The sequence below is a fragment of the Desulfolutivibrio sulfodismutans DSM 3696 genome (genome assembly GCF_013376455.1).
Lineage (GTDB): Bacteria > Desulfobacterota > Desulfovibrionia > Desulfovibrionales > Desulfovibrionaceae > Desulfolutivibrio > Desulfolutivibrio sulfodismutans.
In genome coordinates this window covers 854,807-879,412 of sequence record NZ_CP045504.1, presented here as the reverse complement: position 1 = coordinate 879,412, position 24,606 = coordinate 854,807, and the positions used below count along the sequence as shown (strand labels likewise).

General features: G+C 65.1%; 34 protein-coding genes. All 34 read right to left on the bottom strand.

What is annotated here, in order from left to right:
- Positions 1-555 precede the first annotated feature (555 nt).
- Positions 556-1,191 carry a hypothetical protein gene (locus GD606_RS04250; RefSeq protein WP_163301399.1) on the bottom strand — a complete coding sequence of 212 codons (636 nt, stop codon included), beginning with the start codon at positions 1,189-1,191 and terminating at the stop codon, positions 556-558.
- Between the two features lie 11 nt (positions 1,192-1,202).
- Positions 1,203-1,502 (bottom strand): hypothetical protein, encoded by a 300-nt coding sequence (locus tag GD606_RS04245; RefSeq protein WP_163301398.1) that lies wholly within the window; start codon positions 1,500-1,502, stop codon positions 1,203-1,205.
- The gene (locus tag GD606_RS04240) at positions 1,499-2,056 is read right to left on the bottom strand and encodes a hypothetical protein (RefSeq protein WP_163301397.1); all 558 of its coding nucleotides are present in this window, start codon (positions 2,054-2,056) and stop codon (positions 1,499-1,501) included. The genes GD606_RS04245 and GD606_RS04240 overlap by 4 nt, the downstream gene beginning before the upstream one ends.
- A gap of 7 nt (positions 2,057-2,063) precedes the next feature.
- Complete coding sequence (locus GD606_RS04235; protein ID WP_163301396.1) at positions 2,064-2,468, bottom strand: hypothetical protein; 405 nt, start codon at positions 2,466-2,468, stop codon at positions 2,064-2,066.
- Positions 2,469-2,478: 10 nt separating this feature from the next.
- On the bottom strand, positions 2,479-3,357 hold the full coding sequence (locus GD606_RS04230; protein ID WP_176629213.1) for a transglutaminase-like cysteine peptidase: 879 nt from the start codon (positions 3,355-3,357) through the stop codon (positions 2,479-2,481).
- A 785-nt stretch (positions 3,358-4,142) separates the two neighbouring features.
- Entirely contained in the window at positions 4,143-6,113 is a 1,971-nt protein-coding gene (locus GD606_RS04225; protein WP_176629212.1) for a hypothetical protein, read from the bottom strand.
- Positions 6,110-6,886, bottom strand: a complete 777-nt coding sequence (locus GD606_RS04220; protein WP_163301394.1) for a carboxypeptidase-like regulatory domain-containing protein — start codon at positions 6,884-6,886, stop codon at positions 6,110-6,112. Before GD606_RS04220 ends, GD606_RS04225 begins: the two co-directional genes overlap by 4 nt.
- Entirely contained in the window at positions 6,879-7,130 is a 252-nt protein-coding gene (locus GD606_RS04215; RefSeq protein WP_163301393.1) for a hypothetical protein, read from the bottom strand. The genes GD606_RS04220 and GD606_RS04215 overlap by 8 nt, the downstream gene beginning before the upstream one ends.
- Positions 7,118-8,512, bottom strand: coding sequence for a hypothetical protein (locus GD606_RS04210; RefSeq protein WP_163301392.1), 1,395 nt, complete (start codon positions 8,510-8,512; stop codon positions 7,118-7,120). The genes GD606_RS04215 and GD606_RS04210 overlap by 13 nt, the downstream gene beginning before the upstream one ends.
- Positions 8,509-8,769, bottom strand: a complete 261-nt coding sequence (locus GD606_RS04205; RefSeq protein WP_176629211.1) for a hypothetical protein — start codon at positions 8,767-8,769, stop codon at positions 8,509-8,511. Before GD606_RS04205 ends, GD606_RS04210 begins: the two co-directional genes overlap by 4 nt.
- Before the next feature lie 214 nt (positions 8,770-8,983).
- Positions 8,984-9,235, bottom strand: a complete 252-nt coding sequence (locus GD606_RS04200; protein WP_176629210.1) for a hypothetical protein — start codon at positions 9,233-9,235, stop codon at positions 8,984-8,986.
- 62 nt (positions 9,236-9,297) lie between these two features.
- On the bottom strand, positions 9,298-10,179 hold the full coding sequence (locus tag GD606_RS04195; protein ID WP_176629209.1) for a hypothetical protein: 882 nt from the start codon (positions 10,177-10,179) through the stop codon (positions 9,298-9,300).
- Between the two features lie 59 nt (positions 10,180-10,238).
- Entirely contained in the window at positions 10,239-10,397 is a 159-nt protein-coding gene (locus GD606_RS04190) for a hypothetical protein (RefSeq protein WP_176629208.1), read from the bottom strand.
- A gap of 3 nt (positions 10,398-10,400) precedes the next feature.
- Positions 10,401-10,781 (bottom strand): hypothetical protein, encoded by a 381-nt coding sequence (locus GD606_RS04185; RefSeq protein WP_163301389.1) that lies wholly within the window; start codon positions 10,779-10,781, stop codon positions 10,401-10,403.
- On the bottom strand, positions 10,778-11,200 hold the full coding sequence (locus GD606_RS04180) for a hypothetical protein (RefSeq protein WP_176629207.1): 423 nt from the start codon (positions 11,198-11,200) through the stop codon (positions 10,778-10,780). Before GD606_RS04180 ends, GD606_RS04185 begins: the two co-directional genes overlap by 4 nt.
- A gap of 319 nt (positions 11,201-11,519) precedes the next feature.
- A complete protein-coding gene (locus tag GD606_RS04175; protein WP_176629206.1) occupies positions 11,520-11,999 on the bottom strand; it encodes a hypothetical protein in 480 nt (159 codons plus the stop codon).
- On the bottom strand, positions 11,917-13,440 hold the full coding sequence (locus tag GD606_RS04170) for a hypothetical protein (protein ID WP_176629205.1): 1,524 nt from the start codon (positions 13,438-13,440) through the stop codon (positions 11,917-11,919). Before GD606_RS04170 ends, GD606_RS04175 begins: the two co-directional genes overlap by 83 nt.
- Positions 13,427-13,735, bottom strand: a complete 309-nt coding sequence (locus GD606_RS04165; protein ID WP_176629204.1) for a tape measure protein — start codon at positions 13,733-13,735, stop codon at positions 13,427-13,429. The genes GD606_RS04170 and GD606_RS04165 overlap by 14 nt, the downstream gene beginning before the upstream one ends.
- Positions 13,736-13,936: 201 nt before the next feature.
- The gene (locus tag GD606_RS04160; protein ID WP_176629203.1) at positions 13,937-14,188 is read right to left on the bottom strand and encodes a hypothetical protein; all 252 of its coding nucleotides are present in this window, start codon (positions 14,186-14,188) and stop codon (positions 13,937-13,939) included.
- A 291-nt stretch (positions 14,189-14,479) separates the two neighbouring features.
- On the bottom strand, positions 14,480-14,677 hold the full coding sequence (locus tag GD606_RS04155) for a hypothetical protein (RefSeq protein ID WP_176629202.1): 198 nt from the start codon (positions 14,675-14,677) through the stop codon (positions 14,480-14,482).
- 229 nt (positions 14,678-14,906) lie between these two features.
- On the bottom strand, positions 14,907-15,029 hold the full coding sequence (locus GD606_RS20735) for a hypothetical protein (RefSeq protein ID WP_281362019.1): 123 nt from the start codon (positions 15,027-15,029) through the stop codon (positions 14,907-14,909).
- Positions 15,030-15,039: 10 nt separating this feature from the next.
- Positions 15,040-15,489, bottom strand: coding sequence for a phage tail tube protein (locus GD606_RS04150; protein ID WP_176629201.1), 450 nt, complete (start codon positions 15,487-15,489; stop codon positions 15,040-15,042).
- Between the two features lie 11 nt (positions 15,490-15,500).
- Entirely contained in the window at positions 15,501-15,950 is a 450-nt protein-coding gene (locus GD606_RS04145; protein ID WP_163301385.1) for a phage protein Gp37, read from the bottom strand.
- Position 15,951: 1 nt separating this feature from the next.
- Positions 15,952-16,458 (bottom strand): phage virion morphogenesis protein, encoded by a 507-nt coding sequence (locus GD606_RS04140; RefSeq protein WP_163301384.1) that lies wholly within the window; start codon positions 16,456-16,458, stop codon positions 15,952-15,954.
- Between the two features lie 113 nt (positions 16,459-16,571).
- Complete coding sequence (locus tag GD606_RS04135; protein WP_163301383.1) at positions 16,572-17,033, bottom strand: DUF1320 domain-containing protein; 462 nt, start codon at positions 17,031-17,033, stop codon at positions 16,572-16,574.
- 56 nt (positions 17,034-17,089) lie between these two features.
- Positions 17,090-18,067 carry a major capsid protein gene (locus GD606_RS04130; RefSeq protein WP_163301382.1) on the bottom strand — a complete coding sequence of 326 codons (978 nt, stop codon included), beginning with the start codon at positions 18,065-18,067 and terminating at the stop codon, positions 17,090-17,092.
- A 14-nt stretch (positions 18,068-18,081) separates the two neighbouring features.
- On the bottom strand, positions 18,082-18,606 hold the full coding sequence (locus GD606_RS04125) for a hypothetical protein (RefSeq protein WP_176629200.1): 525 nt from the start codon (positions 18,604-18,606) through the stop codon (positions 18,082-18,084).
- A 755-nt stretch (positions 18,607-19,361) separates the two neighbouring features.
- Positions 19,362-19,487, bottom strand: coding sequence for a hypothetical protein (locus GD606_RS20730; RefSeq protein ID WP_281362041.1), 126 nt, complete (start codon positions 19,485-19,487; stop codon positions 19,362-19,364).
- A gap of 307 nt (positions 19,488-19,794) precedes the next feature.
- Positions 19,795-20,256, bottom strand: coding sequence for a PBECR2 nuclease fold domain-containing protein (locus GD606_RS20895; protein ID WP_374190877.1), 462 nt, complete (start codon positions 20,254-20,256; stop codon positions 19,795-19,797).
- Positions 20,257-20,275: 19 nt separating this feature from the next.
- Positions 20,276-20,398 carry a hypothetical protein gene (locus GD606_RS20725; RefSeq protein ID WP_281362040.1) on the bottom strand — a complete coding sequence of 41 codons (123 nt, stop codon included), beginning with the start codon at positions 20,396-20,398 and terminating at the stop codon, positions 20,276-20,278.
- A gap of 735 nt (positions 20,399-21,133) precedes the next feature.
- A complete protein-coding gene (locus GD606_RS04115; RefSeq protein ID WP_163301379.1) occupies positions 21,134-22,690 on the bottom strand; it encodes a phage portal protein family protein in 1,557 nt (518 codons plus the stop codon).
- A complete protein-coding gene (locus tag GD606_RS20405; RefSeq protein ID WP_246298959.1) occupies positions 22,690-23,421 on the bottom strand; it encodes a hypothetical protein in 732 nt (243 codons plus the stop codon). Before GD606_RS20405 ends, GD606_RS04115 begins: the two co-directional genes overlap by 1 nt.
- Before the next feature lie 79 nt (positions 23,422-23,500).
- Positions 23,501-24,034, bottom strand: coding sequence for a hypothetical protein (locus GD606_RS20400; RefSeq protein WP_246298958.1), 534 nt, complete (start codon positions 24,032-24,034; stop codon positions 23,501-23,503).
- Positions 24,035-24,302: 268 nt separating this feature from the next.
- On the bottom strand, positions 24,303-24,482 hold the full coding sequence (locus GD606_RS04105) for a hypothetical protein (protein ID WP_176629198.1): 180 nt from the start codon (positions 24,480-24,482) through the stop codon (positions 24,303-24,305).
- Between the last annotated feature and the right edge of the window lie 124 nt (positions 24,483-24,606).

The following is a 24,606-nucleotide window of genomic DNA, read 5'->3' as shown; positions in this document are numbered from 1 at the left end:
TGGTCCGCCCAGCACAGCCTCACGCCCTCGACCCCCAGGTGATACGTGGGCAGAGGGCGAAAATAACGGCAGGAGGCACAGGGGGATTGAGCCTGACGGACTTGTGACGGCATCCGACATCCAGACTTTTGTGGCGGCGGCCGTCGTACCCCTTGCGGAGAGGACGGCGTAGCCTCGTCTTCTGGGATCGAGATGCTGAAAATGTTCTCGTCTTCAAAAACGGCCTCTTCATGCTGTGTCCCCTCGGTTTCGTCGTCTGGCAACGGCGGATCGAAATCCCGCCATTGCGTGCAACGGATGCATCCCGGATGGCGGACAGGCACACCCTTCAATGACGCCGAAAGCGGCCTGGTCCGATTGGAGCGGCATTGTTCTACGGATATCCTTGCGTTTAGCGCCGTACATTCAAAATACACCGTTTCCATGACAATGTGGGGCTCGACCTGTTTTCAAAGTTCACACGGTTCGATACTGAGCGACGCGGATCAAAACACTACCTAACTGTGCCGTTGCGATACGGAGCCATGCGGAACCGAACCGAGCTATTGCCTTGCATCACAGCAGGTCGAACGTGAAACGTCCGTATCCTGCTCCCCGAAATTGGCCGAGCCCCACAAATTGCCCATACTCCATAAGTTGCGCCAGGACTTCCCAGGTGATTTCAAGGTTCGGGAGCAGCCCAATCTGTATCTCGAACGAAATCGGCGGATTGAGGACTTCCGAACTGGCCAGGCAGGTTCTGGGCCCCATCCTGCTCATGGTTTGCAACGGTCGCTCGTAGATGCCATCCGGAGCGCGGCCCAGGCGGATGATCCGGGGGTCGACAAACACAAACCGTTGCAGTTTGTTGCGCAGAGCCGGGATACCGGTCTTCTTCCTGGTCCGCCCACCCACGCTGACAGGGACTTCGACGACGTCTTTGAGGATATTTGCGGCGGATTTGAGAAACCCCACGAATTGGTAGTCCATCAGGCAGCAACCGCCCTGGTCGTCACGCAGGAAGACGGTCGTTTTCGGAGTTTCCTCCGCCGGAAGCAAGGCCGTTTCATCCGCGCCTTCGGCCTCGGGCTCCGGGGCCTTGCTGGCGACATACTCCTGGTAGATCAGTTTCGACGACGGCAGCGAGCCCAGGAGCGGTTCGGTCAGGCTGATGCGATATCTTCTGTATTGCACGCGGTCACTGAGCGCCATGTCATCCACCGTTATTTGAAATGCTGGTAAACCTTGAATTTGAACGTCGCGCCCCGACCCGTCCATCCGGGCACGAGCACCCTGGCCTGCACCTTATACGTTCCCGGCTGATCCAGGTCTCCGGCGTGCGTGACGTAGCGTAAAAACCGCTTGACCCCGTCAATTGCAATGATCGTCGCAGGCCAGGAAACTTCAGTCCCGTCGGGCTTGCGAACGAGCAACGCGGCCTCTGTCACGCCCTCCAGGGTAGACACGCAGTCCACGGTGATCCCCGTGCCTACGTCATCCACATAAATCTTGTCGGTGCTCACTGCGTCACCTCCGTAAACTCCATCAACTCCACGGCCGACGTCCCCGTGATCTCCCGGGTGACGGTGCTGGCAAAACCGCACTCCCGGGTCAGCGGCGAGGCGGCCCATACCGAGCCCTGCCCGTCCCGGCCGGTGATCCACTCCCGGCGGACCACGCCCGCGAAACAGGCGGGGGCGACGGCGACGAGGACCAGCCCGTCCGCCTGGATCGTCACGCCCGCCAAACGCACCGTCGCCGCCGGAGCCAGAAGCATGCCCACGGCTGCCCCGGCCAGGATGGAGACACCCCTAGCGATCCTGGCCGCCGGGGCCAGGGCATGGGCGAGGGCCGCCCCGACCTGGACCGTCGCCCCGATCCGGACCACACCCGGCGGGGCAGCGGTCACGACGGCTGCCGATCCCACCTGGATCGTCGCGCCGCCCTTGACCCAGGCCGTCGGGGCCAGGACCGTGCCTGCAACAGGCCCGGCGGCGACGGTCACGCCCTGGCCAAGCGGCAGCCAGGCGGACGGGCGGTCAACCCAGGCAGACGGGCAGTCGGACCACATAAACATGGGACGCCTACGCCAGCCCCATCGCGCCGGTCGCGTCAAAGACGATTTCGAACGGACCACCATCCGAGGTCTTGAGTTCGGTGAAATCGAAGAGCCGCAGCAAAGGGCCGTCGCCGCCCTCGGTGGCGTCGTAAACCACGGCGTAGCGCGCGGAAATCGAGGAGTCGGGCCACAGCGGCGCGTCCGCCGCCAGGATGGCCCCCGCGCCGACGGCCTGCGCCGCGAGGTTTTGCAGGGCTTGGCCGCCTGCGGCGTACCCCTCGCCGACGATCTCGTGGGCCGCCACGTCGGCCAGGACGGCATGGGCCGCGTCGGGCTCGTATCCTGCGCCGAGCAGCATGATTTTCAGGGGCTGGCCCGCCAGATGCGCCAACATGCGCCGCTTGCCGTCGGTATAGATCAGGTCCGCCATAGCATCCTCCTTAGAGCCACCAGACACCGTCATACTGCCGCTGCACATCGGTATAGGGCAGGGAACTGGTGGGTTTGACCGAAGTATAGTTGATGTCCAGGGCGTAATTCCCGTTGGTGGTCTGCACCTCCACCCAGGCGTGCCCTTCTCCGTTGCCTGCCTTGCCGACAACCAGTTTGATGGCCCCGGCCGGGATGCCTGACGCGATCAGGGCTCCAACCTTTGTCAGGGCAAAGTCCTCGCAGTCGCCGGACTGACCATCGCCCAGGACGGTCCAGTGCTCCAGCTTGTTGTAGAGGGCAGCATCTGATTGATATGCGTGCGCTGCGTTGACCTCATCATTAATGCGTTGCAGCGTGGTTCGTAGATCATCGGCGTAGTCGACCGTCTTGCATCCGTTGTATGTGCAGGACGGATGTCCAGGATAGGCTTCGCAAAATTCTTGGAACCCATCCGGGCCATTGCTGTTGATTTCATCCGGCAGCAAGGAGGGATCGCCGCCGCCCCCCATGGAGGCTTGGGGCAGATACAAAACACCCAACAGGTCCGTGACCTCGCACCCCAGGGCCGCTGCCAGGGACGCTTCGATACGGTCGCCGTTATGCCAGAGCATGGCGTCCATAACCTCGGAGGTCTCGTCGTTGACGATCAGAACGCCCTGGAGGACGTGGGCGTTGTCTTCGGTTTGGATCTGGGTCCAACCCATGGGACGGGAGGTGGCGGACAGCACATAATCCCCAAACGGAGTTCCAAGGGATTTCGAGATATCCGCCGGGGCGGCGCGCATCGTGCCGGAATACAAGACCGAATTTTCTTCCTTGTAGGAGAATTTATTGATGGTCTTCAGAAAAAAAACCTCGCCCTCGTTCACCCCAAACGGGAATTGCATCGGGAAAACCTGGGGCTCCACTCCGTCTGACGTGCTGTTCCCCCCTGCACAAGGGGATCAAAAAAATCGAGATATCCCGACGCGACCTCATCCCCATTGACAGAAACAGTTATCTCCATATGCGAATACAGTGGATCCGACCCACCCCCGTAATATTTCTGTCGACTACGGTGCGAAAATAACCGAGTTGCAATGTGTTTTGGTCCTCGTATATATACGCCGGGAATTTCAATTCACCGCCGTATCCGACATCAAGGCTGACACTCGCGATTGTCTCGGACACCCCAGACCTGTTGATCATATCCCACAAATACCAATTCTGAATTCGTTTATAGGTACATCCCCCCGAATTCGACCCTATCTCCGCAGAGGACAACACTCGTGTACGCCTTCCATCAATGGATACCAAATGTCCTGGGCTATTCTCTAACCTCCAACTTACCATGGCATCGCAATATGTTGTTCCTATCGGCGTCGTTCCCGGGACAAAACGCCCCGGCAATTTGTAGCGTGGAGTGTATGCTGGGATCCACCCCATGCCCACATGCTCGGACGGCAACAACGCGGAATAAGATGAGACAGGTTCCATGATCAGCCCAGGAGGGTACGCACCATACCCCCCTGTTTGGGATGTGCACAATGCAATATTTTCAGGCGTCACAAACAGGACAGGCGAGGACAAGGTGCCTTGAGCGGTGCCGACAACCTCAAGTTCGACTATGTCCAAGATGTATGATGTCACTACGTCGTAAAGGATTCCCGAAGTGTACACGGACCGTTCTTTGTCAAAAAAAGTACATCCCCCCCTGTATATGAAAACCCTGTGCCACAAAACGGGTTCCCCCCGCCGATAGAGAGAGATATCCTCCCCCTGTCATGACTCCATAACGCATTTCACGCGTGGATAACTCCGCATCGTGATATTTGTACGCATAATAGTATGGATCAGTATACACCGGGTCAAACCCCGTATACGTCCATTCATCGTCTGCAATCTCGAACGGTACCCCCATAAGGATACTTGTGGATTCCGCGCTATCCGGACGCAACTCCTTCTCATACGTCACCAGGTGGTCGGTGATGCCTGAAAACCCCTGTTTCTCGGCGTCGCCGTGCCGGAGGACCGACAGCCGTCCGTCCGTGAAACCAAACGACGCCATCTTGGCTGTCCCACCGGACTTGTAGAAGAGCAGGAACTGCTTCACGCACGGCCGGGCCTTGCCGTCGGCAAACCCGATGACCCGCAGGTCATCGCCGGTCACGGCCTCGGTTTCAAAGCGGCGGCCGCCGACATGCAGCACCCGCACGATGTCATCCGCATCAAAGGCCGAATGGGCATCGGCCATGAACTCGGGATCGGTCTGGTTGCGGTCGTTGTCGGCCTCGCAGTGGTAGAAGAACCGCACGCCGTTCACCCGACCAAACGCCGCCAGGTACACGTCCGCCGTCACGGGATCGCGATCCCGGTGGATCTCGACAATCATGCCGGTATAGATGCGGGCCCGTTGCAAGGCATCCTGCCCGCGCGTCCCATAATCGACGCTGCCGCCCTGGCCCGGCGTTCCCAGGCGCGGATAGCCGTCCACGGAGACAGGCACGATGCTCGGCTTCGCACCGCCTGTCGTGCCCGCGTCGGCCACCACCCAGGCGAAATCCACGCCTGGACGGATGTTTCGGCATTGGGCCGAATCGATGTGGATGGTCACCCATTCGCCGATGGCGTACCGGCGGTTGTCGGACGGCCGGACCCTGACAATGCCCAGCGAATGGCCGCTCTCGGCCCGGGCCGCCGTCTGGACGTCGTATTCGTAGCCGTCTTCGACCTCGTAGGCGGTCAGCACCCGGCCGCCGGTGAAGCACGGCGAACCGAACACCGCCGAGGCGATGGGATAGGTGACCGGATCGCCGTAGGTGGCCACCACGGCCGTGTAGGTGGCCAGGATGGGCGCATCGGCATCGGGAGGCGAGGACCAGGCCACGTCTTTCATCCAGCGGCCGGATCGGATGTCCAATTCTCCCCCTGTGCCGCCCAGGGAGTCGTAGGCGTCCACGACCCGGTAGCGGCTCTGTCCCGCACACCTGGCGTGCAGCCGCACCGGGCCGGTCACGACCTCGCCAAGGTCATCCAGGGCCGGGGCCAGGGATTCCCCGTCGCCTCGCCCCACCACCCGGCGGCGCTCGACCTGGGTTTCAGACCCGGGCAGGCGGACCTTGGCGTACAGGCAATACAGGTCGCCGGGGTACAGGTCGGCGTTGGAAAGCTGAAAGGAATGCTTCTTGTTGGCCTTGGGCGCGGCCTCGGATCGCGACAACGGCAGGGATTTGGAGGACGGCAGCCCGGGCAGTTCCAGGGCGATAGGGGTATCCATGTAGGAGCAGCAGGCCCCAGGGGTTCCGGACCAGCGGTACAGGCCCCAGGCCCAGAACTCGCAGGCATCGGGCACGGTGAAGGTGATGCTCCATGTGTCGTCGCGGGTGTACTCTCCCGGCCGCTTGGCCAGGGTGCGTTCAAAGGCCAGGGTGGCGTTCGGCCAGCCAAAGGCCGGGACCAGTCCGACCTGATAGAGTTGGGCCACGACCTCCCGGACGGGCTGTTGTCCATGGCGCAGCACGGCCACGTCCACCGTGCGGCGGCCGTCGTCATCCGTGCCCACCTGGACGGGCTCTCCGGAACCGAGCACATCCACCCGGACGCCCGTGGCGTCGATAGCGGCGGTGCCCTCGCGGCACAGATAGGCCGTAATCTCCGTGCTCATAAGGTAAATGTCTCGTTGTGCAATTCATCCACGCCGGTATCGTGGTAGCCTGACGCGGCAATCCCCAGGGTGTGGGCCCCGCTGGCCAACACGCCCACGCTTACCCTCCCGTCGGCAGAGGTCCGTCCCCTGGCCACGCCATCGACGGTCACCCGCGCCCCGGGTACGGGATCGCCGGTGGTGTAATCCACCACCCGGATGACCACGGTTTCGGGATCGTCGGGATCGTCGGGATCGTCGGTCCCGCTGGCATCCCCGAACCCCAGAGCCAGGGTGGCCACGATTTCCTCATTGGTGGCCGGATCGACCGCCGTGGCGCAGACCACCACGTCGGTCTCCGTCAGGCCGGGCAGGCCGCGCGGGACCAGTACGGCCAGGGACTCGTAGACGGTTTCGTAGGTGACCCGGGCCGCGCCGCAGCCCGCCACGCCGCAGGCCACGGTCTCCGGAGCGGACAGCCGCAGGTCGCCCAGGTCGCGGCCGATCCACTGCCAGGAAAAGAGTTGCGAGGCCGGGGCGGACAGACCGGCCGTGTCGGTGTTGGCGAACGCCACGGTCTCGGTGATCTGTTCCCGGCGCAAGCCCTGCCGGGACAGGCTGCCATGGGAGATGGACGGGAGCGGCTCCAAGGTCATGGGATTTTTGTACATCCGGAGATAGGCCGTCTGGTTATGCACCAGGCTCCCCGACGTCTCGCTGTCCAGCACCAGCTTGAGCAGGGGCGCGTCCGCTGCGGCAGCCGCAAACGTCACGGCGATGGTAGTTTTAGCCACGGACAACGACCTCCTTGACGTTTGGTCCGTCCCCCAGGGAGACCACGGCCACGATGCACGGCGCTGTCGCCGAGCGGTCCAGGACCACCCGCGCCCCGACGTTGACGTCCCCATCCGTGGCGTTGACCGCCGTCAGTTCGCGGCTGTCGGAGCGCACCAGGTACCGGCCGTCGGCCAGCCGGGCGGCCACGACCCCGCGCGAGGAGGCCGACGGCGTTGCGAAATACTGGGTCAGACCAGGCATTGCACCATCTCCAGTTCGTTGACGACCCGAGGACCGGACAAAGCCACATCCGCCCGGGTCACCAGCCAGACGCCGGACAGCCCCAGGGCCTCGTTGACCAGGGCGGCCAGCACCCCGGGCCGGGCGGCATCGCGATAGGGGGCGGTGGCGGCGACGGTCTGGCGGTCGTAGCGGGCGTCGTCGAGCCAGGCGGTTCCGGCGGCGACGGCGGCGGCCTCGCCGGTCAGGGCGGGCCGGGACAAGGGATCGGCCTCGACCTGACCCTGGCCCATGACCACGCGCACCGTGACGTCCGGCAGGGACGGCGCGACCGCCACGGTGATGGCCAGGGTGGCCACGTCGTGGCCGCGCACCTCGTAACGCTCGAACGTGGTCTCGTAGGTCACATCGGCCACATGCTCGGCATCGAGCACGGCCCCGTCCTGATCGGCCAGCACCAGCCCCATGCCGTCGGCCGAGACGGCCACGGTCCCGGTGGACGGATCGCCAATAAAGGACACACGGCTGACGTTGCTGGGCGGGGAGGCGCATGAGGCCTGCCCGGCCGCGAAAACGACGGTCTCGGAGACCTCCTCGGTGACGGCCGCCGCCAGGCGCAGAACGGCCGCCCGGGGATCGGTGCAGGACACCGTGGCCCCGGCGGGACGCGCGCCGCCGGGCCAGGTCACCCGCAGATGCAGGGTCTGGCCCCGGCCGGGGGTATCCTCCTCGACGGCCACGGCCAGGGGCGTGGTCACGGTCTCGCTGTAGCCGACCACCTCCACGGCATCGTGGCCGCTTCCGGCGATCCGCTCGACGGCGATGTCCGTCAGATCGTCCCTGTCGTAGGACATCTCCGGCGTGGCGTCGGGCATGTCCACGGGCCGAACCGGCCAGCCGGGCGAGACGATCAGGGACGCGCCGTCGCCGGGCTCCATGACCGCGCCCACGGAGCCCGCCAGTTCCAGCAGGGCAGAAAGCGGCGTGCCGTCATGGGTCCAGTCTGGAGGCAACAACCAGTCCGCAGCCGTCCAGGCCAGGGACAGCCCGGCCAGGGCCGCCAATTCCACGGCCGCCGCCGAGGCCAGCCGGTTGCCCAGGGCATGGATGGATTCGGAGGCGTGCGGCGCGTCAAGCAGGGCCGTCAGGCCCCGGCCCCAGACCGTGAACATGCGTTCGTCGCCGGAGCGTTCCTCCAGGAGAAATCGTATTTCCCGGCCGCCCACGGCCAGGACCAGACGCGCCGTGCCTGGATTCCGGCCAGGGTCGCACAACGGGTACAGGTCGCCATCGCTGGATGTGAAAGAAATCCGGGCGTGCTCGTTCCGGGCGCACTCGGCGCGGATCTCGGTCACGCTGCCCAGGACGTCCCACCCATCGAGAAAGAGAGACGGCGTGCTCATCGGTTCTGCCCCGTGGGATAGATGGCGGATTCATCGGTGACAGGCGAGGCCAGGGCGACCAGACGGCCCGGCCGGGCCGCCTCGTCCCGGTGCTCGACCAGCCCGGCGATGCCGGTGGCCGTTTCGCCGGATACGGTCAGGGCCAGCCCCCGCAGGCCGACACGCTCGGCGGAAATTTGCAGAATCAGCCCGCGCAGGCCCTGGTTGCCAAGCCCCGTGCCCGGAAAGGATTCTCCGGCGTCCTGTACTTGCGGCACGACCCCCGCATGCCCGGCAGGGAGGGATACGCCTCCACGGCCGGGTACACGCCGGGATGCGCGGAAAGGCCGCTGGGCAGCGGCGCGAGGCATGTCCAGGCCGGGGCCTCCTGGACACCGCACAGGGTCTGGAGACCGTACATGGGCAGACCGACGACGCTGGCCAGGGTGGCGGTGGGGACTATGGCGATCATTCCGGCGGGCATGGGTTCGCTCACTCGAAATGAAATTCGACAGGAATGAAGTTATGCGACACAGCCGGGATGCCCGCTGGAACGACCTGTTTGATCCATACCGGCACGGCAGCCGGGGCGGTCTGGATCACGATGCTGTCGCCGCTGACCCAGCCGCCGCCCCATCCGGCGGATTTCAGGGTGAAATAAGGGGTTCCGGTTGCGGGATTGACCGGGGCGAAGGCCGATGCACGGGCGCCTGAGCCGACCGCCCCGACCGTCGCCCCGGACACGGAGAATGCCGTTTCGGAGGTAAATGTCAGGGTCCAGGTCTCAAATATCGTCCCCGTGTTGTTCAGTTCCGGGGGATACGCGCCTCGTCGTAGGTTCCAGCCGTGGACGTCTCGACCCAGTCGAGCACAACCGGCGCCACCTCGGCGGCGTAGACGCAGGCGCAGCCGTGGGCGGACGTGCTGTGCGCGTTGGCCACCTGACCGGCCAATTGCACCGTGGCCACCAGCCCGTTGTAGCTGTAGCACAGCTCCCGGTAGGTGCAGGCGACGGACGTGCCGTTGTCCGGCGGGCTGGTCCAGGTGATGGGAGTGGTCCATTCTCCCGTGGCCATGTTGAGCTGGCCGCCGGAGCAGTATCCCGAGCAGGCCCCGGTCTTGCCCACGGCCACCGTGCGGGCCACGCCGCCGCAGGTGGCGGTGACGACCGGCCGTTTGCCGGGCTGGCCGCAGACGCCGTTGGCGTTGTGGGACAGCCGGGTCAGGGTGGGCGTGGCATTGACTCCGTCGCCTGAGCCGATCTGCTCGGCCTCGTGCAGGTTATCGGCCAGATCCAGGGTTTCGACCGTGCCGTAGCGGTGGTTGCACAGGATGACGTCGTTCCCCAGAAAGATGCCCCGGGGCCAGGTGATATCCGGCACGTTGGCGATCTTGCGCCACTTGTAGTCGGTCTCGTCGTATTCCAGCGAGTCGCCGACGTTGACCAGCTCCGGAACCCAGCCGCCGTACAGGTTGTCGGCCAAAATGAGATATCCCCCGTTGGGGAACTCCATGTCGGCGGATTCCATGGTCAGGGAGACGGTGTTCCCCCCGGCCTCGACTTCCTCTGCGACCTGGCCCACGCCGCACCAGACCGTATTGATCTCGTTTTCCTTGTCAGCCTGGCTGCCCAGGCCCAGGGCGTAACCGTCCCCGGCCACGGAGCAGGCCGACAGGAAAATCCGCATGTCATAGGCCGGATCGTTGCTGGCCGCTTCATTGCAAACGAAAAACTTTCTGACCCTGGTCAACCCGGCAGGCGCTCGGCCTTGGACACCCGGGGCAGCAACGCATGGCGCACGCCATGTACGATGGCCTGACGCCCCAGGCGGCCGCCGTTGAGGGACGCCACGTTGGTTTGCAGCTCCGACTTTCGCAGTAGGATGTCCGTGGATTCGACGGCCATATTTCAAACCTCCATGAGCTTGATGACGATATTACGGTACTTCATGGCGGCCGGGATGCCCGGCCCGGGCCGGACGGCCTCAGCCTCGATGGCCGGGGCGTCCTCGTTGCGAAACCGGACGCGGTAGATCTCGCCGTCCCAGGCCAGGTCGAAAACACCGCCCGGGATGTCGGCCAGTCCACGCAGGGCCAGAAGTGTCGCGCGCGGCAGCCAGGCAGTGTTTGCGCCGCCCGCCAGGTCGATGGGCCTGCCGCCCTGGCGCGGCCGCTCCCAGACGACCGGGCGTCCGGACAGGGTCACGTCCACCTCGGCCTCCAGTCCATACGGCGAAAGCTCTCCCGGCCAGGACAGATCTTCCAGGTCGATGCCCGCCAGGGAGTTCACAGCTTCCTCGTGAGCTTTGCCCGGCGCAGGGCGCTTTCCAGGTTTTCCAGCATGTCGGCGGACATGTATGCGGGCACGTCCGCGCCGCCGATCTCAAGCACCACCCGGCCCAGGTCCGGCATGGTCGCGGCCGTGGCCGATGCTGGAACCAGACCGCCGGTGGCCAAGGACAGGACGGGTCGCGTGGCCTCGCGGATACGTGCCGACGCCAGCCCGCCCAGGGAAAACCCTGGGACGCGCAAGGCCCCGCGCACCTGGTCGCGCAAAGCGCCCAGGCCGCTTCGCGCCGCATCCTGGAGGGCATAGAAAAGATCCGGGCCGAACAGCCGCACGGTGGACTTGTTGACCACGAATTCGCCGTCTTCCAGGATGGCCGGACGCCGGTCGCCGCCGCCGTATCCCGGTAAAAGCCCGGCCACCCGGTGCCAGCCTCCGGCCGCGAACCGCGCGACCTCGCGATCAGGCCGCCTGCGGCGGCGGCCTCTACACGCTGGACGTAGATGGTGTGGGTGCTTTCCGTGTTCTGCCCGTCCAAGGAGCGTATCTCGGCCAGGACATCCGTCGCATTGTCCTTGACCGTATGCGGCGAGGTGGTCTCGATCTCATTCAAGGCGGCGATGTTGGTTTTGGCCGTCTCGGTGTCGGCGACCACGGTGATGGTCACGTCCTCGGCCGCCGCCTCCAGATCCTGGCGCAGGCCCGCCACCTTTTCCGTGATGCCGGGGTCCAGGGTCAGGGTCACGGTTTGGTCGGCCAAGGCCTTGATGGTGGCCGTGATGTTGCCCATCTCCGCCGCAGGCTCTCCAGGTTCTGCTTGCTGGCGGCCGCGTCGTCTTCCAGGTCGGAAAGGGATGTGACCTTGACCTTGGAGAGCTGGTCAAAGGAGCGATTGACCGCATCCGTGGCCTGGCTTGCGTCCGAAAGCCTGCCGGACAGCCCGGCCGCCTGCTCGGCGTACATCCGGGCCTGTTCCAGGGCCTGTTCCCGCTCCTTGCCGCTTAAGCCCGTGGCCTTGGCTAGGGATTCCTCGCTGGAGGACAACAACTGGTTGACCCGGGCCAGGTTGTCCCGGTCTTTGGCCGCACCATCCATGCCCCGCTGCCGGATGTCGGCCAGGGCCGATTCCCGGCGCATATCATCCGCCAGGAGGGAGTTTTCCAGGGAATTGATCTTGGCCAAGTGCGTGTCGTAGGCCTTTTCGGCCTCGGCCAGGCGCACCCGCAGGAGTTCCTGGCGCTCGGCCAGGATGGGCCGTATTCCGTATTGTACTGGCGTTCCAGCGCCCCCAGCCGGGACTGATATCGGTCTGGGTGATCTCGCCGCGCGAGAAAAATCCGGCCAACTGGTCGGCCAGGGTTTGATAGTGGGCGCGGGCGGCGGCCAGCCGGGAGGAATGGAAGGCCCCATCGGCCGCCAGACGCTTGGCGGCCTCTTCGTCTTCCGTGAGCTTAAGCTTGCCAATGTTTTCGACTTCGGCATTGTGGGCCGTGCGCGCCGCCTCGGCCTTTTTGGAATAGGTGTCCTGGGCCTTTTGGGCCATGCGGTCGTAGGCCTGGGCCCCGGCGGACTCCGCCACCTGGGCCTGCCGCTGGGCCGCTGCCCGGCATCGTCCAGGACGCCGACAAGCTGGCGGTAGGAATTGAGGACTTCCTCCTTGACCCCGTCGGAAGCGCCCACCCGATCCAGAACTTCTGGCGAGGTCATCAACGGACATCCCCGCCTTTTCAGCGCTTTTAAGCAGCTCCAGGTAACCGGCCCGGGTCTTCGACATCTCGTTGCGCTTTTTTTCGCCCGCCTGCACATCGGCGTCGTACACACCAAAAAGCTTGTTCATCCCCAAGAGAACTTCCTGATAAAACGACCTGGCCTCCTCCTGGCCGATGCCGTACATCTCCCGCATGTTTCGGGAATACGTCTCCAGCCAGACCGCCGCGTTCTGATATGCCCGCGCCTGGGCCTCGATATGGGTGACCAGCAGCATGTCCGCTTCCTGTTCGCGCAGCGCGATCAATTCCCGCAGCTTGATCAGGTTTTCATCTTCGGCGGACGCCGCCCGGGCCAGCACCCGGCCGCGTTCGTCCAGGGCCAGATTCGCGGCTGGCAACACCTTCGCCAATTCCATCTCGGCCGCGGCGTGTTCCTCGGACCCTGCGGCCGTCCGCAAAAGCCGCCCTTCAAGATCTTGAAGAGCCGCCACGTTATCCAAAGCGGCCTTGCGGGATTCACCCATCGCCTGGGCTGTTTCCCGTGAGCGGTCTTGAAAAAGTTCCATCGCCGCGTATACAGTCCCCAGGGCGAGAGCTAACGCGGCAAGAACCGGATTGGCGAGGGAGAAGGCCGCCAAGGCCTTGCCCAGGCCGAGCAGCGCCGTGGTCGCGGCGGTGATCCGGGAAACGGCTAGAGCCACAAGCAGCGCCGCCCAGACATCGGAAAATTCTGTCACGAATCCGGCGACGACGGATATGGTGTCGGCAACACCGACCAATAATGACGAGATGGTTTGCGCCCAGGCCTGAAGCTCGCCGGTTTCGGCCATTTCCTCCAGGGCGGTCTGCACATCGCGGGCCTTCTGTTTGAGGTAGTCAAGAAAACCGGCGTCGCCGATCTGGCGCGCAAAGTCCTTCCAGATCGATCCCAGGTTTCCATTAATCCCGACCATTGTTGCTGCATCTTCGAGGCCTGGCCGCCGAAACGTTCCGCCATGCCCTCAATGATCGCCGGGATGGCCGTAAACGCGTCGATGCCTTCCAGGCCGATTTGCCGCATTTGCTCCTGGGTGAGCTGCAATTTCTCCCGCAGGATGTCGTAATCGGGATGCCCGCTTCGGCGAACTGGCGGACCTCCTCGCCCATGAGCCGCCCCTTGGTGGCGGCCTGCCCCAAGGCCAGGGTGATGCGGTTGAAAATATCGACGCTGCCGCCAAGCGCCCCGGTGGTGTCCACCAGCGTGGTCATGGTTTCTAGTTCGGGTCCAGGCCCATCGCCTTCAGGCGGATGTACGCCTGGATGGCCTCTTCGGTGGACAGCGGCATCTCTTGGCCCAGTCGTTTAATTCCTTAAACGTCTCGGCCCCGCGTCCCTTGGTGATGGTGTCCAGGGCATTTGTCAGGCCCTCAAAGCGATCCGTGGTATTGACCACACCCACCACGAAGTTTCTCAGCTCCGTGATGAACGAACGCGCCGCATTAACCCCGGCGTTGACCGCTTCGGTCCACAGCCCACGGACAGCCCGAGCCTGGACACCGAGCCGGACGCCTCCGCCGTGGCCGTATCCAGTCCCCCCACGCCCTTGGTGGCCGCGGCGGCCTCGCCGCCAAGGGAGCGCACGGCCTCCCCGACGGCCTTGACCGTCTGGGAGGCCGCGTCCTTGGCCTGGATGAGGATGGAAAGAAGGAAGTCGTTCGCCACGTCGTCAGCCCTCGAAGCTTTGCAGGATGCGCTCAAAATCGTCCTGTCCGGCCAGGGCCAGACGCGCGGCCAGGCCGCCTGGGCGAAGCGGCCCAGTCAGCCGAATCGGCCTCGGCTAGGGCGAGGGTGAACTCGGTCCAGGTGTATCCCGGACGCCGGAATGCCCGGCCCGGAGAAGCGGCAGCAGGCCCGCCAGAGGCCGGCCCCAATCTTCCGCCGCACCCGTCCAGGAAGATCGCCGTCGCCTTGTCCAAGATCCCGTTTTCCGGAGCAGGGCCAAAAAAGCGGCGTTCACCTCCTGGAAGGCCTCCAGAGCGTACCCAGGTCGGACGGGGCCAGCCGCTTGAGGTCGTCGAGCGACAGTCCGGTGAGCACCTGGCCGGAGGTCAGGAGTTCGGACAGGGCCGCAGGGGTCCGTGCCCTGGCCGCCGTCCTGGCGCGCTCGAGCAGATCCAGGATCGTGCCGATCCGAAGCTCGTGCAGGGTCACTCGCGCACGGCCTGGGCTCGGCGTCCGTGGGGACAGGGAGCGTGATGGTCTTGGTCTTGGCCATGTTAGAAGCTCTCAAGAGCGCGGGTTCGTCATGGCGGGCATGACCTGGATCTGGCCTCAAAGGTGGGGCTCAGAAACGTTTTGCCTCAGATCCAGTTCGGTGGTGGGGTGAAGGACGCACCCAGATGTCCAGGATGCAGGCGCGCCGTTGGTGTGGTTCTTGCGTTTAACCGCAGAGCCCCTTGATCTGGGCCTCGGTGCCGATGGTGATGGCATAGCCCTCGGTCGCGCCGTGGCGGTAGGTGATCGTAAGCGAACCGGTGACCTTGGCCGTCTCCAGCCATTTCACCGCGCGCCCTTCAGGTCGACCTCGTAGTCCGTGCCCAGGACCAGGGCGTCACCCGCGGCGGGGCGATGGCCAGCCCGGCCGCCAGGACGTTGACGTGGGGCAGCAGGGTCACCGTGCCCGGCGTGGGCGTCACGACGAGGGTCTGATCTGCCGTGGCCGCCTCCTGTTCGAAATCCACGTCTTTGCCGAAGACGGCCAATGCCAACACCTTTCTCGGCACGTCGTTGCCCGTCATCTTGAACTTGGTGGGTCTTTTCTGAGTGATGCTTTCCAGCTCTTCGCCATAGGACTCGGGATAGTTGGACTCCCGGGTCTCGGTTTCGCTCTGCGGCGTCAGCGTCAGCGACGTGCAGTTGCCGAACTGGTGATAGACGCCGGTCGGTTTGCCGTCGGCGTCGAAGATGTCGAGCAATAGGTGCCCGGACCCTTTGAATGATTCCTTGATGGGGGAAATGGCCATATCCTTGCCTCCTAGTACGGGCTGACCCGTTGTTCGATTTCAAACGTGGCCGCGTACACGGCCAGGCCGCTGTCCTGAAAAACCACCTCCCGGCGGGTCAGTTCGGCCGGGGTGAGCCCCGGGGCGACGATCTCGCCCCACAGCGCTTTTTTGACGCCGTCCAGGAGCCCGTAGCCGCCCTCCTTGGCCTCGGCTTTGGACCGCAACGACTTGGCCGCAACCAGCGCCGTCCAGGTCATGCGTTCGAGGCGGCCGCCGCCGCCCTCGTCCGGCAGAAGCCGCGACCCGACGTAGGTCACAAGCACTCCCGGCAACCGGGGCAGGGCGGCCTTCAGATCCTCGACGCTGGACAGCTCCCCCTCATATCCCTTCAGGGTCGCCACCCCGTGGGATTCCGTCAGAGGCATAAGCGTGGCCAGGATGCCCGCCTCGACCGCAGTCAGGTCCAGCCCCATATCCATGTCAGTCCTCCAGGTACGCCGTCAGGATGGCCTCGATCTCCGGCCAGTCCTCGCCCCGCACGCCCAGAAACGGCCGGGCCGGGATCACGGACCCGGGATGGTTGACCGAGCGCCGGAAGATCGTCCGGCCGCCGATGGTGAAGGCCAGGGTCTTGCCGTTTCTCGCCCTGATGACCCGGGGCTGGGTGCGGCCGCCGAATTGATGCACGGCGGCGTACGGAAGGTTGGTGCCGATCACCACAAAATCTTCCCCGCCTTGGTGGGTGATGCTTGACCGCAGGAGGCCGGTATCCACCAGGGTCTGCCCGTTTTGCTCCACCGCCCGGCGGCTTTTCTTCCAGGCCGCTCCGTCCGGGCCAGCCCCGCGCTTGAAGTTGTCGCGCACGGACTCCGACACGAGGAGCCCGATGGCATCCATGGGACCGCTCAAGTCCGCCAGCTTCCGTGCGAGCTGGGAAAGCAGCGCGTCCACCGGGGACGTATCCACGTCGATGCGCCAGTCAGACATGGGGGCACCTTGGCCGACACAAAATTGTGTCGGCGAAATGCCCGGCGCGGCACGCAAAGCCGGGACGCCCCGGCCGCCCCAATTTTGGGGAGACGGCATATCCGGCGCGCCAATCAGACACGGGGGAACCTCCGCCAGGTCCGGTCCCCGAACCGCAGGCGCTCCGGAGCGGACACCAGGACGCCGCCCGGGTCCGGGACGGTCTCCACGTCCGGCCCCGTGGCCAGGGCCACGGCTCCGGACGCGATGCGCGAGAGGTTGCGCAGGGCGTCCTCGTAGTCCCGGACCACGGCCTTGGGCGTCTCCATGTGGCTGCGCCGGGCGTGGAGGCGATACCGGGCGATGCGGCTGGACAGATGCCGGATGAGCGGCGGAACATAGGCCAGGGGCACGGCTGCGACCTGCCCGGCGTAGGCGTCGATTTCCCGATCCGCCTCGCTGATGACGGCGGCCAGGACGGCCACGACCTCGTCATCCTCGATGTCGTCGATCTGGCCGTCGTCAACGGCCAGTTCCAGAATGTCCCGGCTGGGCATGATGGCGGCCAGATCGGCCGGATCGGAATAGGAAGCCATGCGTCACCCCCCCACATGGATGGTCCCGGCGCGGCTGCCGCGCCGGGACCGCGTGATCAGGACAGGACCGTGGCCCGGCAGATGCCCTTCACGTTGGGCACCGGGAACGGCTTGGACATCCCGACCAGCCTGTAGCTGCTCGGGTCGCTCTTCTTGATCGGCTTGACGAAAAACGGCAGGGGCTGGAGATTGGCGTCCAGATCGTCCAGGGCGCAGTAGGGCAGCTTGTGTCCGGCATCCAGGGCGACCATCACCACGTCGTCGTCGGCCACCACCGGCGTCATCGCCCCGGTCTGCGGGTTGCGGTTGCGTTCGCTGCGCCGCTCCACCAGGTAGCCGCCCACGTCGATGCCCTTTTCAGTGATCTCCACCCGCATCTTGGCCGTGGTGACCGAGGCCTCGGCAATGGCGAACAGGGCGTTATAGGCGGCCTTTCCGGCCCAGGTCACGATCTGGCCGCCGAAACCGTTGTCCTGGATGGACTCCTGCATGGCCGTCAAAAGCTCGAACACGGCTTTGAGCTTGACGCCCCCGGCGTCCCACAGGGTGCCCGGAATCGCGGACAAGGGGTCGCCGTATTCGATTTTGTAGACCTCCCAGCCGCCCTTTTCGAGCTGCACGGGCCACTCCACCGTCCCGGTCAGGGCCAGGGCGCACAGGGCCTCGGTGGTCAGGCGGCAGACCCGGCGCAGCAGATCCGTCTTTTCCCGGGCCCAGGCCTCCAGGCCGTCGCCCCGCAGCATTTGCAGGTTGAGCAGGTCCGCCCCGGTCACGGACTTGTGGGCGCTCACGGGCAGAGGCTCGTAGAAGGCGATGTTGCCGGACTCGGACACGGCCGAGATGGACGGCGCGCCGCGCCGTACCACCGGCAGGGGGTTGGCCACCACGGACACGTCATCCACGCCCAGCATGGGCAGCGGGTGCTGTGGGCGGGTGGCGAAAATCGTATCCATGACCGGCGTCTTCAAAACAGGCAGCGCCATCAGATAGCGAACGATGGCCTCTTTGGTGAACAGGCCGCGAATATCGAGCATGGGGATTCCTCCGTTTACACAGGCCAGATGCCGTGATCTTCCATGCGCCCGAGCAGGGCGGCCGAGGGCGCGGCCGGGGCCGACACGCCCACCTTGAGCACATCCTTGCGAACCGAGCCGTGTACGATGACCAGACCGGCCCCGGACAGGGCCGTGTCCACGGCCTCATCCAGGACGCCCGAGAACTGCCGGTCGTAGGCGGCCTCGACGGGCGCGGCGTTGGCGGGAGCGGCGTGAAATTCCACGGCCACTGCGCCCGTGGCGTAATTGATCGTTCCGGAACCTCCGGCGTCGCCGGTCAGACGGCCCAGGCCGTCGTCGGCGAAATCCTCCACGCCGTCGGACACCGCGACGCTGCCCGGCTGCACGGGATGCTTGGCCAACGTGGCCGAAAAGGTCTTGTCCGTGCCGTCCCCGGCGCCGATGGCCTCGGCGGCCACCGCTTCGTAGGGCACGGCCGCCCCTGCCTGATCCCTGGACAGGATCAGGCCCACTGGCAGCTCCCCCAGCCCGGACGCCAGCTTGCGGGACACGATCACCGGATCATGTCCGCCCCCCGGGCCCGTTCATCATCATAGGAAAACGACCCGATTTTCGAGTGCATGGTCATGGCTGTCTCCTTAGACGTGCTTGGCCAGATCGGCCGGAACCGCGCCGCCGGATGCGCCGCTTCCGGCGGGGCGGCGAATTCCTGGCACAGGCCGTTTTCGGGCCGGGCTCCAGCTCGCGCCAGTAGGCCTCTTCCTTGGCCACTTCACGGTCTGGCCATCCGAAGACGCGAATTCCAGGTCGCCCGTCGAGGCGGCCAGCGCCTCGGCGAAGGCCAGGGTCTTGGCCTTCTCGCCGGCAGGGCCGGCCAGCCTTGACCAGCTCGGCGAACCGCTTTTCGCGTCCGCGTCCGGCTCTTCGATCCGGTAGTCGGCAAAGGCCTTTTCCGCCGCGGCGAGGCGTCCTTTGCCGCCTTGCTCTGGCCCTCAAGCTCGGCACTGGGCCTTGAGCTTGGCGTTTCGGCTTCGAGCTCGCGGACGCGGGCCGGGCCTGTTCCAGTTCGTTCATGTCTCCTCCGCTGGAAAATTCGATGGTGAGCCGTCGCCCGCCGAGAATTTGACCGGCGAAAGCCCTTGATGGCCGGGGGCGTCGCCCCAGCAGCCCCAATGCACAGCCTGCCCTTGTCCGGAGTGAGTTTGACCGAGACGTTGCGGTAACGGCCCGCGTCGACAGAGCCTTGACCGCCTCCGGCACATCTCGGAAGCGGCCAAAGCGGTCCCTTCGCGGCGCAGTCCCGACACCCAGCCTATGCCGGGGCGTCGACAGTCGGATGCCCGAACACCAGCGGCGCGCCGTCGGGATCGTCGGCCGCAAACCCGGCCACAATCCGGTCCAGGTCGGCTTCGGTCAGGTTTACGGATTGGCCGGACATGGCGATCCAGGTTCGGCCCGGGCGATCTCGTTCCAGGGTGTCAGGTTCATGGCCGCGACCCTATCCAGGGACGATGGTAGGCGTGAGTCGGGGGTGCGTGGCCGTGCGTGCAAAATGCGGCGCTGTAAGGCCCGGGAGGGGGTGGGGCGAACCGAACCACGCCCGAGTCCCGGCATAGGTCTAGACCGGGTTTAGACTAGGTCTAAATAGGTCTAGAAAACCGCGCACCGATCCGCATGGAGGGCAGGTGGACGAGGGAGAGAGGAAGCCCCCACGGGGGCAGTCTTGACCGGAGGGGAAAGCGGGACTACCTGATATCCATCATGACGGCGTGTCCGAGTCCCGGCGGGGGGATCGGTAGGCGCGTCGCCAGCCGGGGAGCCCGCACCTCCCCGGTGTTTTTTATGGTTCCCGGTAACGAGCGTCCCCACACGCTGACCATCCAGGTAGCGCCAGAGCGTGGCCATCGCCGCCCCGCCTTGGGCACGAAGCCGTGGCTGCGGTCCAGAGCCGCGACCGCGTCAGATTGAACACAGCAATCTGCCATTTCCGTATCCGCCACGTCGAAGCGCGGATCAGCGCAAGGTTGCCGTGGGCTGCCGGACAGTTCCACGGGGACCGACCATATCTCATAGGGAGACTGGATCGTTCGGGCCAAGAGCTTGACGTAGGGCGCGCGTCCGGACTTTCGACTTCCATCCCCTGTGCGCTTGTCCACAAAGACCCCTTGCTGACGACCACGGGGAGCCGACCCGGGCAATGCGATCACCTTGCTCTCATCCAGGCCTTCAGGCCGAACTCGGCCAGAAACGCCTTGACGTAGGCATCGGGGGCCAGGCCCCGGCCAGGACGTCCCCGGCGGCCACGGGCAGGATGTGCCGCCGGTCCAGGCTGGCCAGGGGGGGGCGCACGGATCGTCCCGGCTGCGAAGGCCGTGCCGCTCCCCGGCAGATGCGCTTCGCCAGGTCGGAGATGGCACGTCCGGATTGGCCCGTCAAGCGGCTCGGGCGACAGGCCGGACAGCCAGTCCTTACCTGTGTTCCTCCAAATCCCGGTTTCGGGGTGAGACTGACCAGCCCTGATCGGTCTCCACCTCGCGCGGGATGTCAGTATTAACCTTGAGGCTTCGGGCTTTGACTGTCTTTCGGTCAACGCCCTTACACTGCATCGGCACAAGTGATCGTTAGGAGGATACCAGACATCCCAGAATCATGATCTATTGGGTAACGAGGCCATCTAGCGCCCGATGCTCAAGCCGAGTCCGCGAATCATCGACTGCATCATACATTAGTACCCGAAAAAGCGCTTGTTACGCTGAAATGAGACCAGCGACCAGCTTGATACGCGGAGGCCAGATTATTGCGAAAGATCGTATTCAAGTGATGTGACCGCAAGGCTGCCAGCGTTTTTCTCAAATTGGCTGATAAGGCCGGACTTCCAGTCGCCAGGGTCTGCCCGACTCCAGGGCGGCCAGAAGCGAGTCCCGCACGGCGGCCACCATGTCCGCCGGCCAGACCGGAGACGAAAAGGCCCTGGATCGGGACGCCTCATCCATGGCCTGCACTGGTCTTGGTGACCGGAACCTTGCCGCGCAGAACGGTCACGGCCTCCTTGGGCGGCACCGGCGCGAGCACCATCCACCGGGATCAGCCATCGCCGCCCCCGGCCGCCTGCCCGGCCTCGTCGCGGGCGGACCCTACGCCGACGAGTTGGGCCGCCGTCATGGCCGCGTCCAGCACGGCCTCGAATTCCGACGCGTCCAGGTCGCCCAGGGACTCGGATAAAAGCAGCAACAGATCATCCGCCGTTTCAGCTTTCCGCACCAGGTCCATGATGGACTTGGCCATATCGGCGGCCGCAGCCTCGGCCAGGGGCAGCGCCCCGGCCACCAGGTTCTCCACGGCCTGTTGTGCGGGCGTGTACTGGCGCCGTCCACCTTCCTCGCCCTCGGCGAAGGCCTGCCCCTGGTCATCTTCTCCTATGGCCTCTTCGGGAACGGCCGCCGCCGTGTCCGTGGCCACGGTGAATTCGTCCGGCGACAGGCCGTAGCCCTCGAAATACTTGGCCGTGAACCGCGCCCCGAGCCCGAACAAATCCTTGCCCAGGGACGCCTTTTCCCGGAGGTCTTCGGGCTCGACGAACGCAAAGACCGGCGTCAAGACGCCCGGGGCGTTGACCTGGCCGTAAACCCAGGCCAGATCGGTCATGGCCGTGCATAAAAGGGCCTCGTCGCAGGCCGCGAAATCCTCCAACACCTGATGATGCACCGTGCCCAGGGCCTGGGTGCCCCGGTCGCCCACGTCCTGGGTCAGCGTCTGGCCCTGGATGACCTGGGCGATGGCGGAATTGAAAAGCTCCACGATGCCGGTATGCAGCGACCCGGCCCGGCCCGCCATCTCATGCACCGTAACCTTTGACCCGCCCGAGACCACGGCCACGGCGTCGCGCACCATGCTGGCCAGGGCGGACAGCATCTCCTGCCGCTCGGGCAGAAGCGCGCCAGGGCGGGCCTCGCCCACCACCCATGGCTGCCCGAACTTCTCCGCGAACCGCATAAGAAATTCCACCCCGCCCTGCTTGAAGGCCACCGGCCACAGGCAGCGTGAAAGGATGCGCAGACCGTAGGGATTTTCGTAGGTCGGGAAGTGTTGGGGCAAAACGAACTTGAAGGGATGCACCGGCCGTCCTTCGGCCATGTCTTCCCCCCGAAAGCACAGCCGGTTTTTGGCGTCGAAGATAAACCACTTCCTTGGCTTGCCCTCCACCCGGTCGATGCGGTAGACGCCGCCGTCCAGCCGCCAGATGATCTCGACCGGCGTGTAACCGAAGTACGGCGCGTCCAGGATTTCGGAGAACAGGTTACGCAGATTCACGCGCTCCAGATCCTTGGTGATGGCCCTGGCCAGGGCCACGGCCTCGGGCGTCGCGTCCTGGTCTTCCTCGTGTCCCGGCTCGAAACGGTAGTTGGACTTGTTGAGGGTCTTAATCTTGCGGCCCTGGATGGACGAAAACACCTTGTCGTCGGCCGTCAGGGCCTCCAGGACCGTGGCGTCGTCGCCGCGCTGTCGCAGCACGGGGTCAGGGTCCGGCAGGATGCCCAGCCACGACGCCGCCGAGCGCACCGCCACCTCGCCCAGCATGTCCGCCGGGATGATCCGGTCCAGGTCCATATAATCGGAATCAGACAGCCACAGTCCCGGCATTACCGTCCCCCATAGCCACGAAAGAGCGTGTTCACCCGGTAGGGCGAGGCCGTGATGACCTCGAAGGAATCGCATTCGATGGTCTTGGCCGCGAACACGGCCAGGGCGGCGGCCACGCCCGCGTCGCCGTGGCGTTTTTCATCTTTGGCCCCGGTGCGGGCCTCGGGGATCTTGGCCACGCCCTTGACGACCTTGAAGGCGCGCAGGTCATCCAAAATGAGTGCATCCTTCGGGGCAAGGATCGTCTTGTCCTCGAAGGCGGCCTTGAGCTTGGGCATGTGCTCCCGGTACCAGGTCTCGGACAGCATCACTTCCTGAATAAGGTCCGGGCCGTAGTTTTGCCGGGCGACCTCGGCCAGGTACTGGCCGTTGCCGCGCGCATCGAGCGCGCCCCCGGAGAAACGCGGCAGCCGGTCGCACAGGTAGAAAAGCGCCTGCTCCTGTTGCCGAAACGGGCAATTTCGCAGTTCCAGGACAACCGGCGTGACCAGCTCAAGCGAGGTCATCTCCAAAAGCGGCCAATCCACGGACAAGTCGCCCGTGCGGCCGAAGTCCTCGCCCAGGTACGACCGGACGTCCTTGGGCAGGTTGGCCAGGATCGGCCCCAGCTCGGCGTCCAGCCAGTCCCGCATCTCGCGGTGTCGCCGGTCCTCGGGCCAGTCCACGAAATCCGCAGCCGGAGGGGTCCACCGCAGCACCGGGATGGCCTGGGACATGCAGCTTTCGATCATGGCCCGGGTCAATACGTGCCGATCCCTGGGAGGGGATGCAGAAAAGCTCTTCGTCCCGCGCCGTCGCCGTACAGGTCGATCAGGCCCTGACGCCAGGATGCCTCGGCTCGGGAGACCACAAAAGCCCACCACCTGGCAGATGCGGCGGTACAGCCCTCGCCCAGGGCATCGTCCAGCGTGACCCGATGCAGGCTGTACGGATACTTTCCGGCCCGGATGTCCAGGATATAGTGTTGAAGGGGTTCGTTTCGCCATTGTGCGTGGAGATGACCTCCACGGACCCGCCCCACATGTCAGGGCGATGGCCGCCTTCAAGAGTTCTTCCAGATCCTCGCAAAAGGCCGCTTCGTCGATGACAATGCGGCCTTTCTTGGACCGCAGGTTCTTGGGCTTGCTTGACAAGGCCGTTACCGCATGCCGGAGGCGAAGCGTACCCGGTAGCCAGGATGTCCTTTTCATCCTCCAGGACGACCTCCTCGAATTCCCCGGCTGCGATGTTCAGGCGCTTGGCCCACCCGGCCGTGTCCTTGACGTAGGTCTCGGTCATCTCCTTGTTGTAGGAGATGTAATAGGTGTTCATGCCGCCGTCCGCTTCGCGCAAGCCCGCCAGCATGGAGGATTCCGACGCGTCGCCGTAGGACAGGCCGACACGGCGCGACTTCACGCAGAACTTGACCGGGATTTGTCCTGGTTCCAGCGGACCTGATACAGCAAAAGCGGCGCGTTGCTCATTCCTGGCCCCCGAGAATGGCCCGAATCCGATCCGCCGTGGCAGCGGTCAGGCCGCGATCCTTCCTGGCCTCGTCCGTCTCCGGAACGGCCTGGCGCGCATGTCTTTCAGCAGATCGAGCACGTCTTGATTTCCTTCAGCGCCGTCAGCGTCACCTTGTCCGGGCTGGCCAGGAGGCGGAAAGCCGTATCCCGACCGCCTCTTCCAGGGCGGCCACGGCGTCGGCTTCGCTCGTGATCTCGCGCAAGGGGGGACTGGCGGGCGGCGTGGACTCGGCGCGCTTGTCCGCCAGCTCCATGGCCTTGAGCGCCACCTCTTCCATCTTGGCCACGGCAAAGGCGTCCATGGCTTGGAGGGAGCCCAGCAGTTGTTGATGAGCTTGGCGCGAAGCCGGATGGTGTCCGTGCGAATGGCGGACAGGGCCTGGCGTATCTCCTCGCGCTTGGCCTGCCAGC

What these genes read in the sequence shown, in the direction of transcription:
- GD606_RS04210 (WP_163301392.1), bottom strand. Translation starts at nt 8,512, where the DNA reads ATGAGCACGCCGTCTCTCTTTCTCGATGGGTGGGACGTCCTGGGCAGC.
- GD606_RS04215 (WP_163301393.1), bottom strand. Translation starts at nt 7,130, where the DNA reads ATGCCTGGTCTGACCCAGTATTTCGCAACGCCGTCGGCCTCCTCGCGC.
- GD606_RS04230 (WP_176629213.1), bottom strand. Translation starts at nt 3,357, where the DNA reads ATGCAATTCCCGTTTGGGGTGAACGAGGGCGAGGTTTTTTTTCTGAAG.
- GD606_RS04225 (WP_176629212.1), bottom strand. Translation starts at nt 6,113, where the DNA reads ATGAGCACGGAGATTACGGCCTATCTGTGCCGCGAGGGCACCGCCGCT.
- GD606_RS04190 (WP_176629208.1), bottom strand. Translation starts at nt 10,397, where the DNA reads ATGGCCGTCGAATCCACGGACATCCTACTGCGAAAGTCGGAGCTGCAA.
- GD606_RS20400 (WP_246298958.1), bottom strand. Translation starts at nt 24,034, where the DNA reads ATGCTGGCGGGCTTGCGCGAAGCGGACGGCGGCATGAACACCTATTAC.
- GD606_RS04130 (WP_163301382.1), bottom strand. Translation starts at nt 18,067, where the DNA reads ATGCTCGATATTCGCGGCCTGTTCACCAAAGAGGCCATCGTTCGCTAT.
- GD606_RS04250 (WP_163301399.1), bottom strand. Translation starts at nt 1,191, where the DNA reads ATGGCGCTCAGTGACCGCGTGCAATACAGAAGATATCGCATCAGCCTG.
- GD606_RS04165 (WP_176629204.1), bottom strand. Translation starts at nt 13,735, where the DNA reads ATGACCACGCTGGTGGACACCACCGGGGCGCTTGGCGGCAGCGTCGAT.
- GD606_RS04195 (WP_176629209.1), bottom strand. Translation starts at nt 10,179, where the DNA reads ATGCGGATTTTCCTGTCGGCCTGCTCCGTGGCCGGGGACGGTTACGCC.
- GD606_RS04115 (WP_163301379.1), bottom strand. Translation starts at nt 22,690, where the DNA reads ATGCCGGGACTGTGGCTGTCTGATTCCGATTATATGGACCTGGACCGG.
- GD606_RS20730 (WP_281362041.1), bottom strand. Translation starts at nt 19,487, where the DNA reads ATGTCCGGCCAATCCGTAAACCTGACCGAAGCCGACCTGGACCGGATT.
- GD606_RS04170 (WP_176629205.1), bottom strand. Translation starts at nt 13,440, where the DNA reads ATGGTCGGGATTAATGGAAACCTGGGATCGATCTGGAAGGACTTTGCG.
- GD606_RS04135 (WP_163301383.1), bottom strand. Translation starts at nt 17,033, where the DNA reads ATGGCTTCCTATTCCGATCCGGCCGATCTGGCCGCCATCATGCCCAGC.
- GD606_RS04235 (WP_163301396.1), bottom strand. Translation starts at nt 2,468, where the DNA reads ATGGCGGACCTGATCTATACCGACGGCAAGCGGCGCATGTTGGCGCAT.
- GD606_RS04150 (WP_176629201.1), bottom strand. Translation starts at nt 15,489, where the DNA reads ATGGCCATTTCCCCCATCAAGGAATCATTCAAAGGGTCCGGGCACCTA.
- GD606_RS20405 (WP_246298959.1), bottom strand. Translation starts at nt 23,421, where the DNA reads ATGATCGAAAGCTGCATGTCCCAGGCCATCCCGGTGCTGCGGTGGACC.
- GD606_RS04140 (WP_163301384.1), bottom strand. Translation starts at nt 16,458, where the DNA reads ATGTCTGACTGGCGCATCGACGTGGATACGTCCCCGGTGGACGCGCTG.
- GD606_RS04145 (WP_163301385.1), bottom strand. Translation starts at nt 15,950, where the DNA reads ATGGATATGGGGCTGGACCTGACTGCGGTCGAGGCGGGCATCCTGGCC.
- GD606_RS04240 (WP_163301397.1), bottom strand. Translation starts at nt 2,056, where the DNA reads ATGTTTATGTGGTCCGACTGCCCGTCTGCCTGGGTTGACCGCCCGTCC.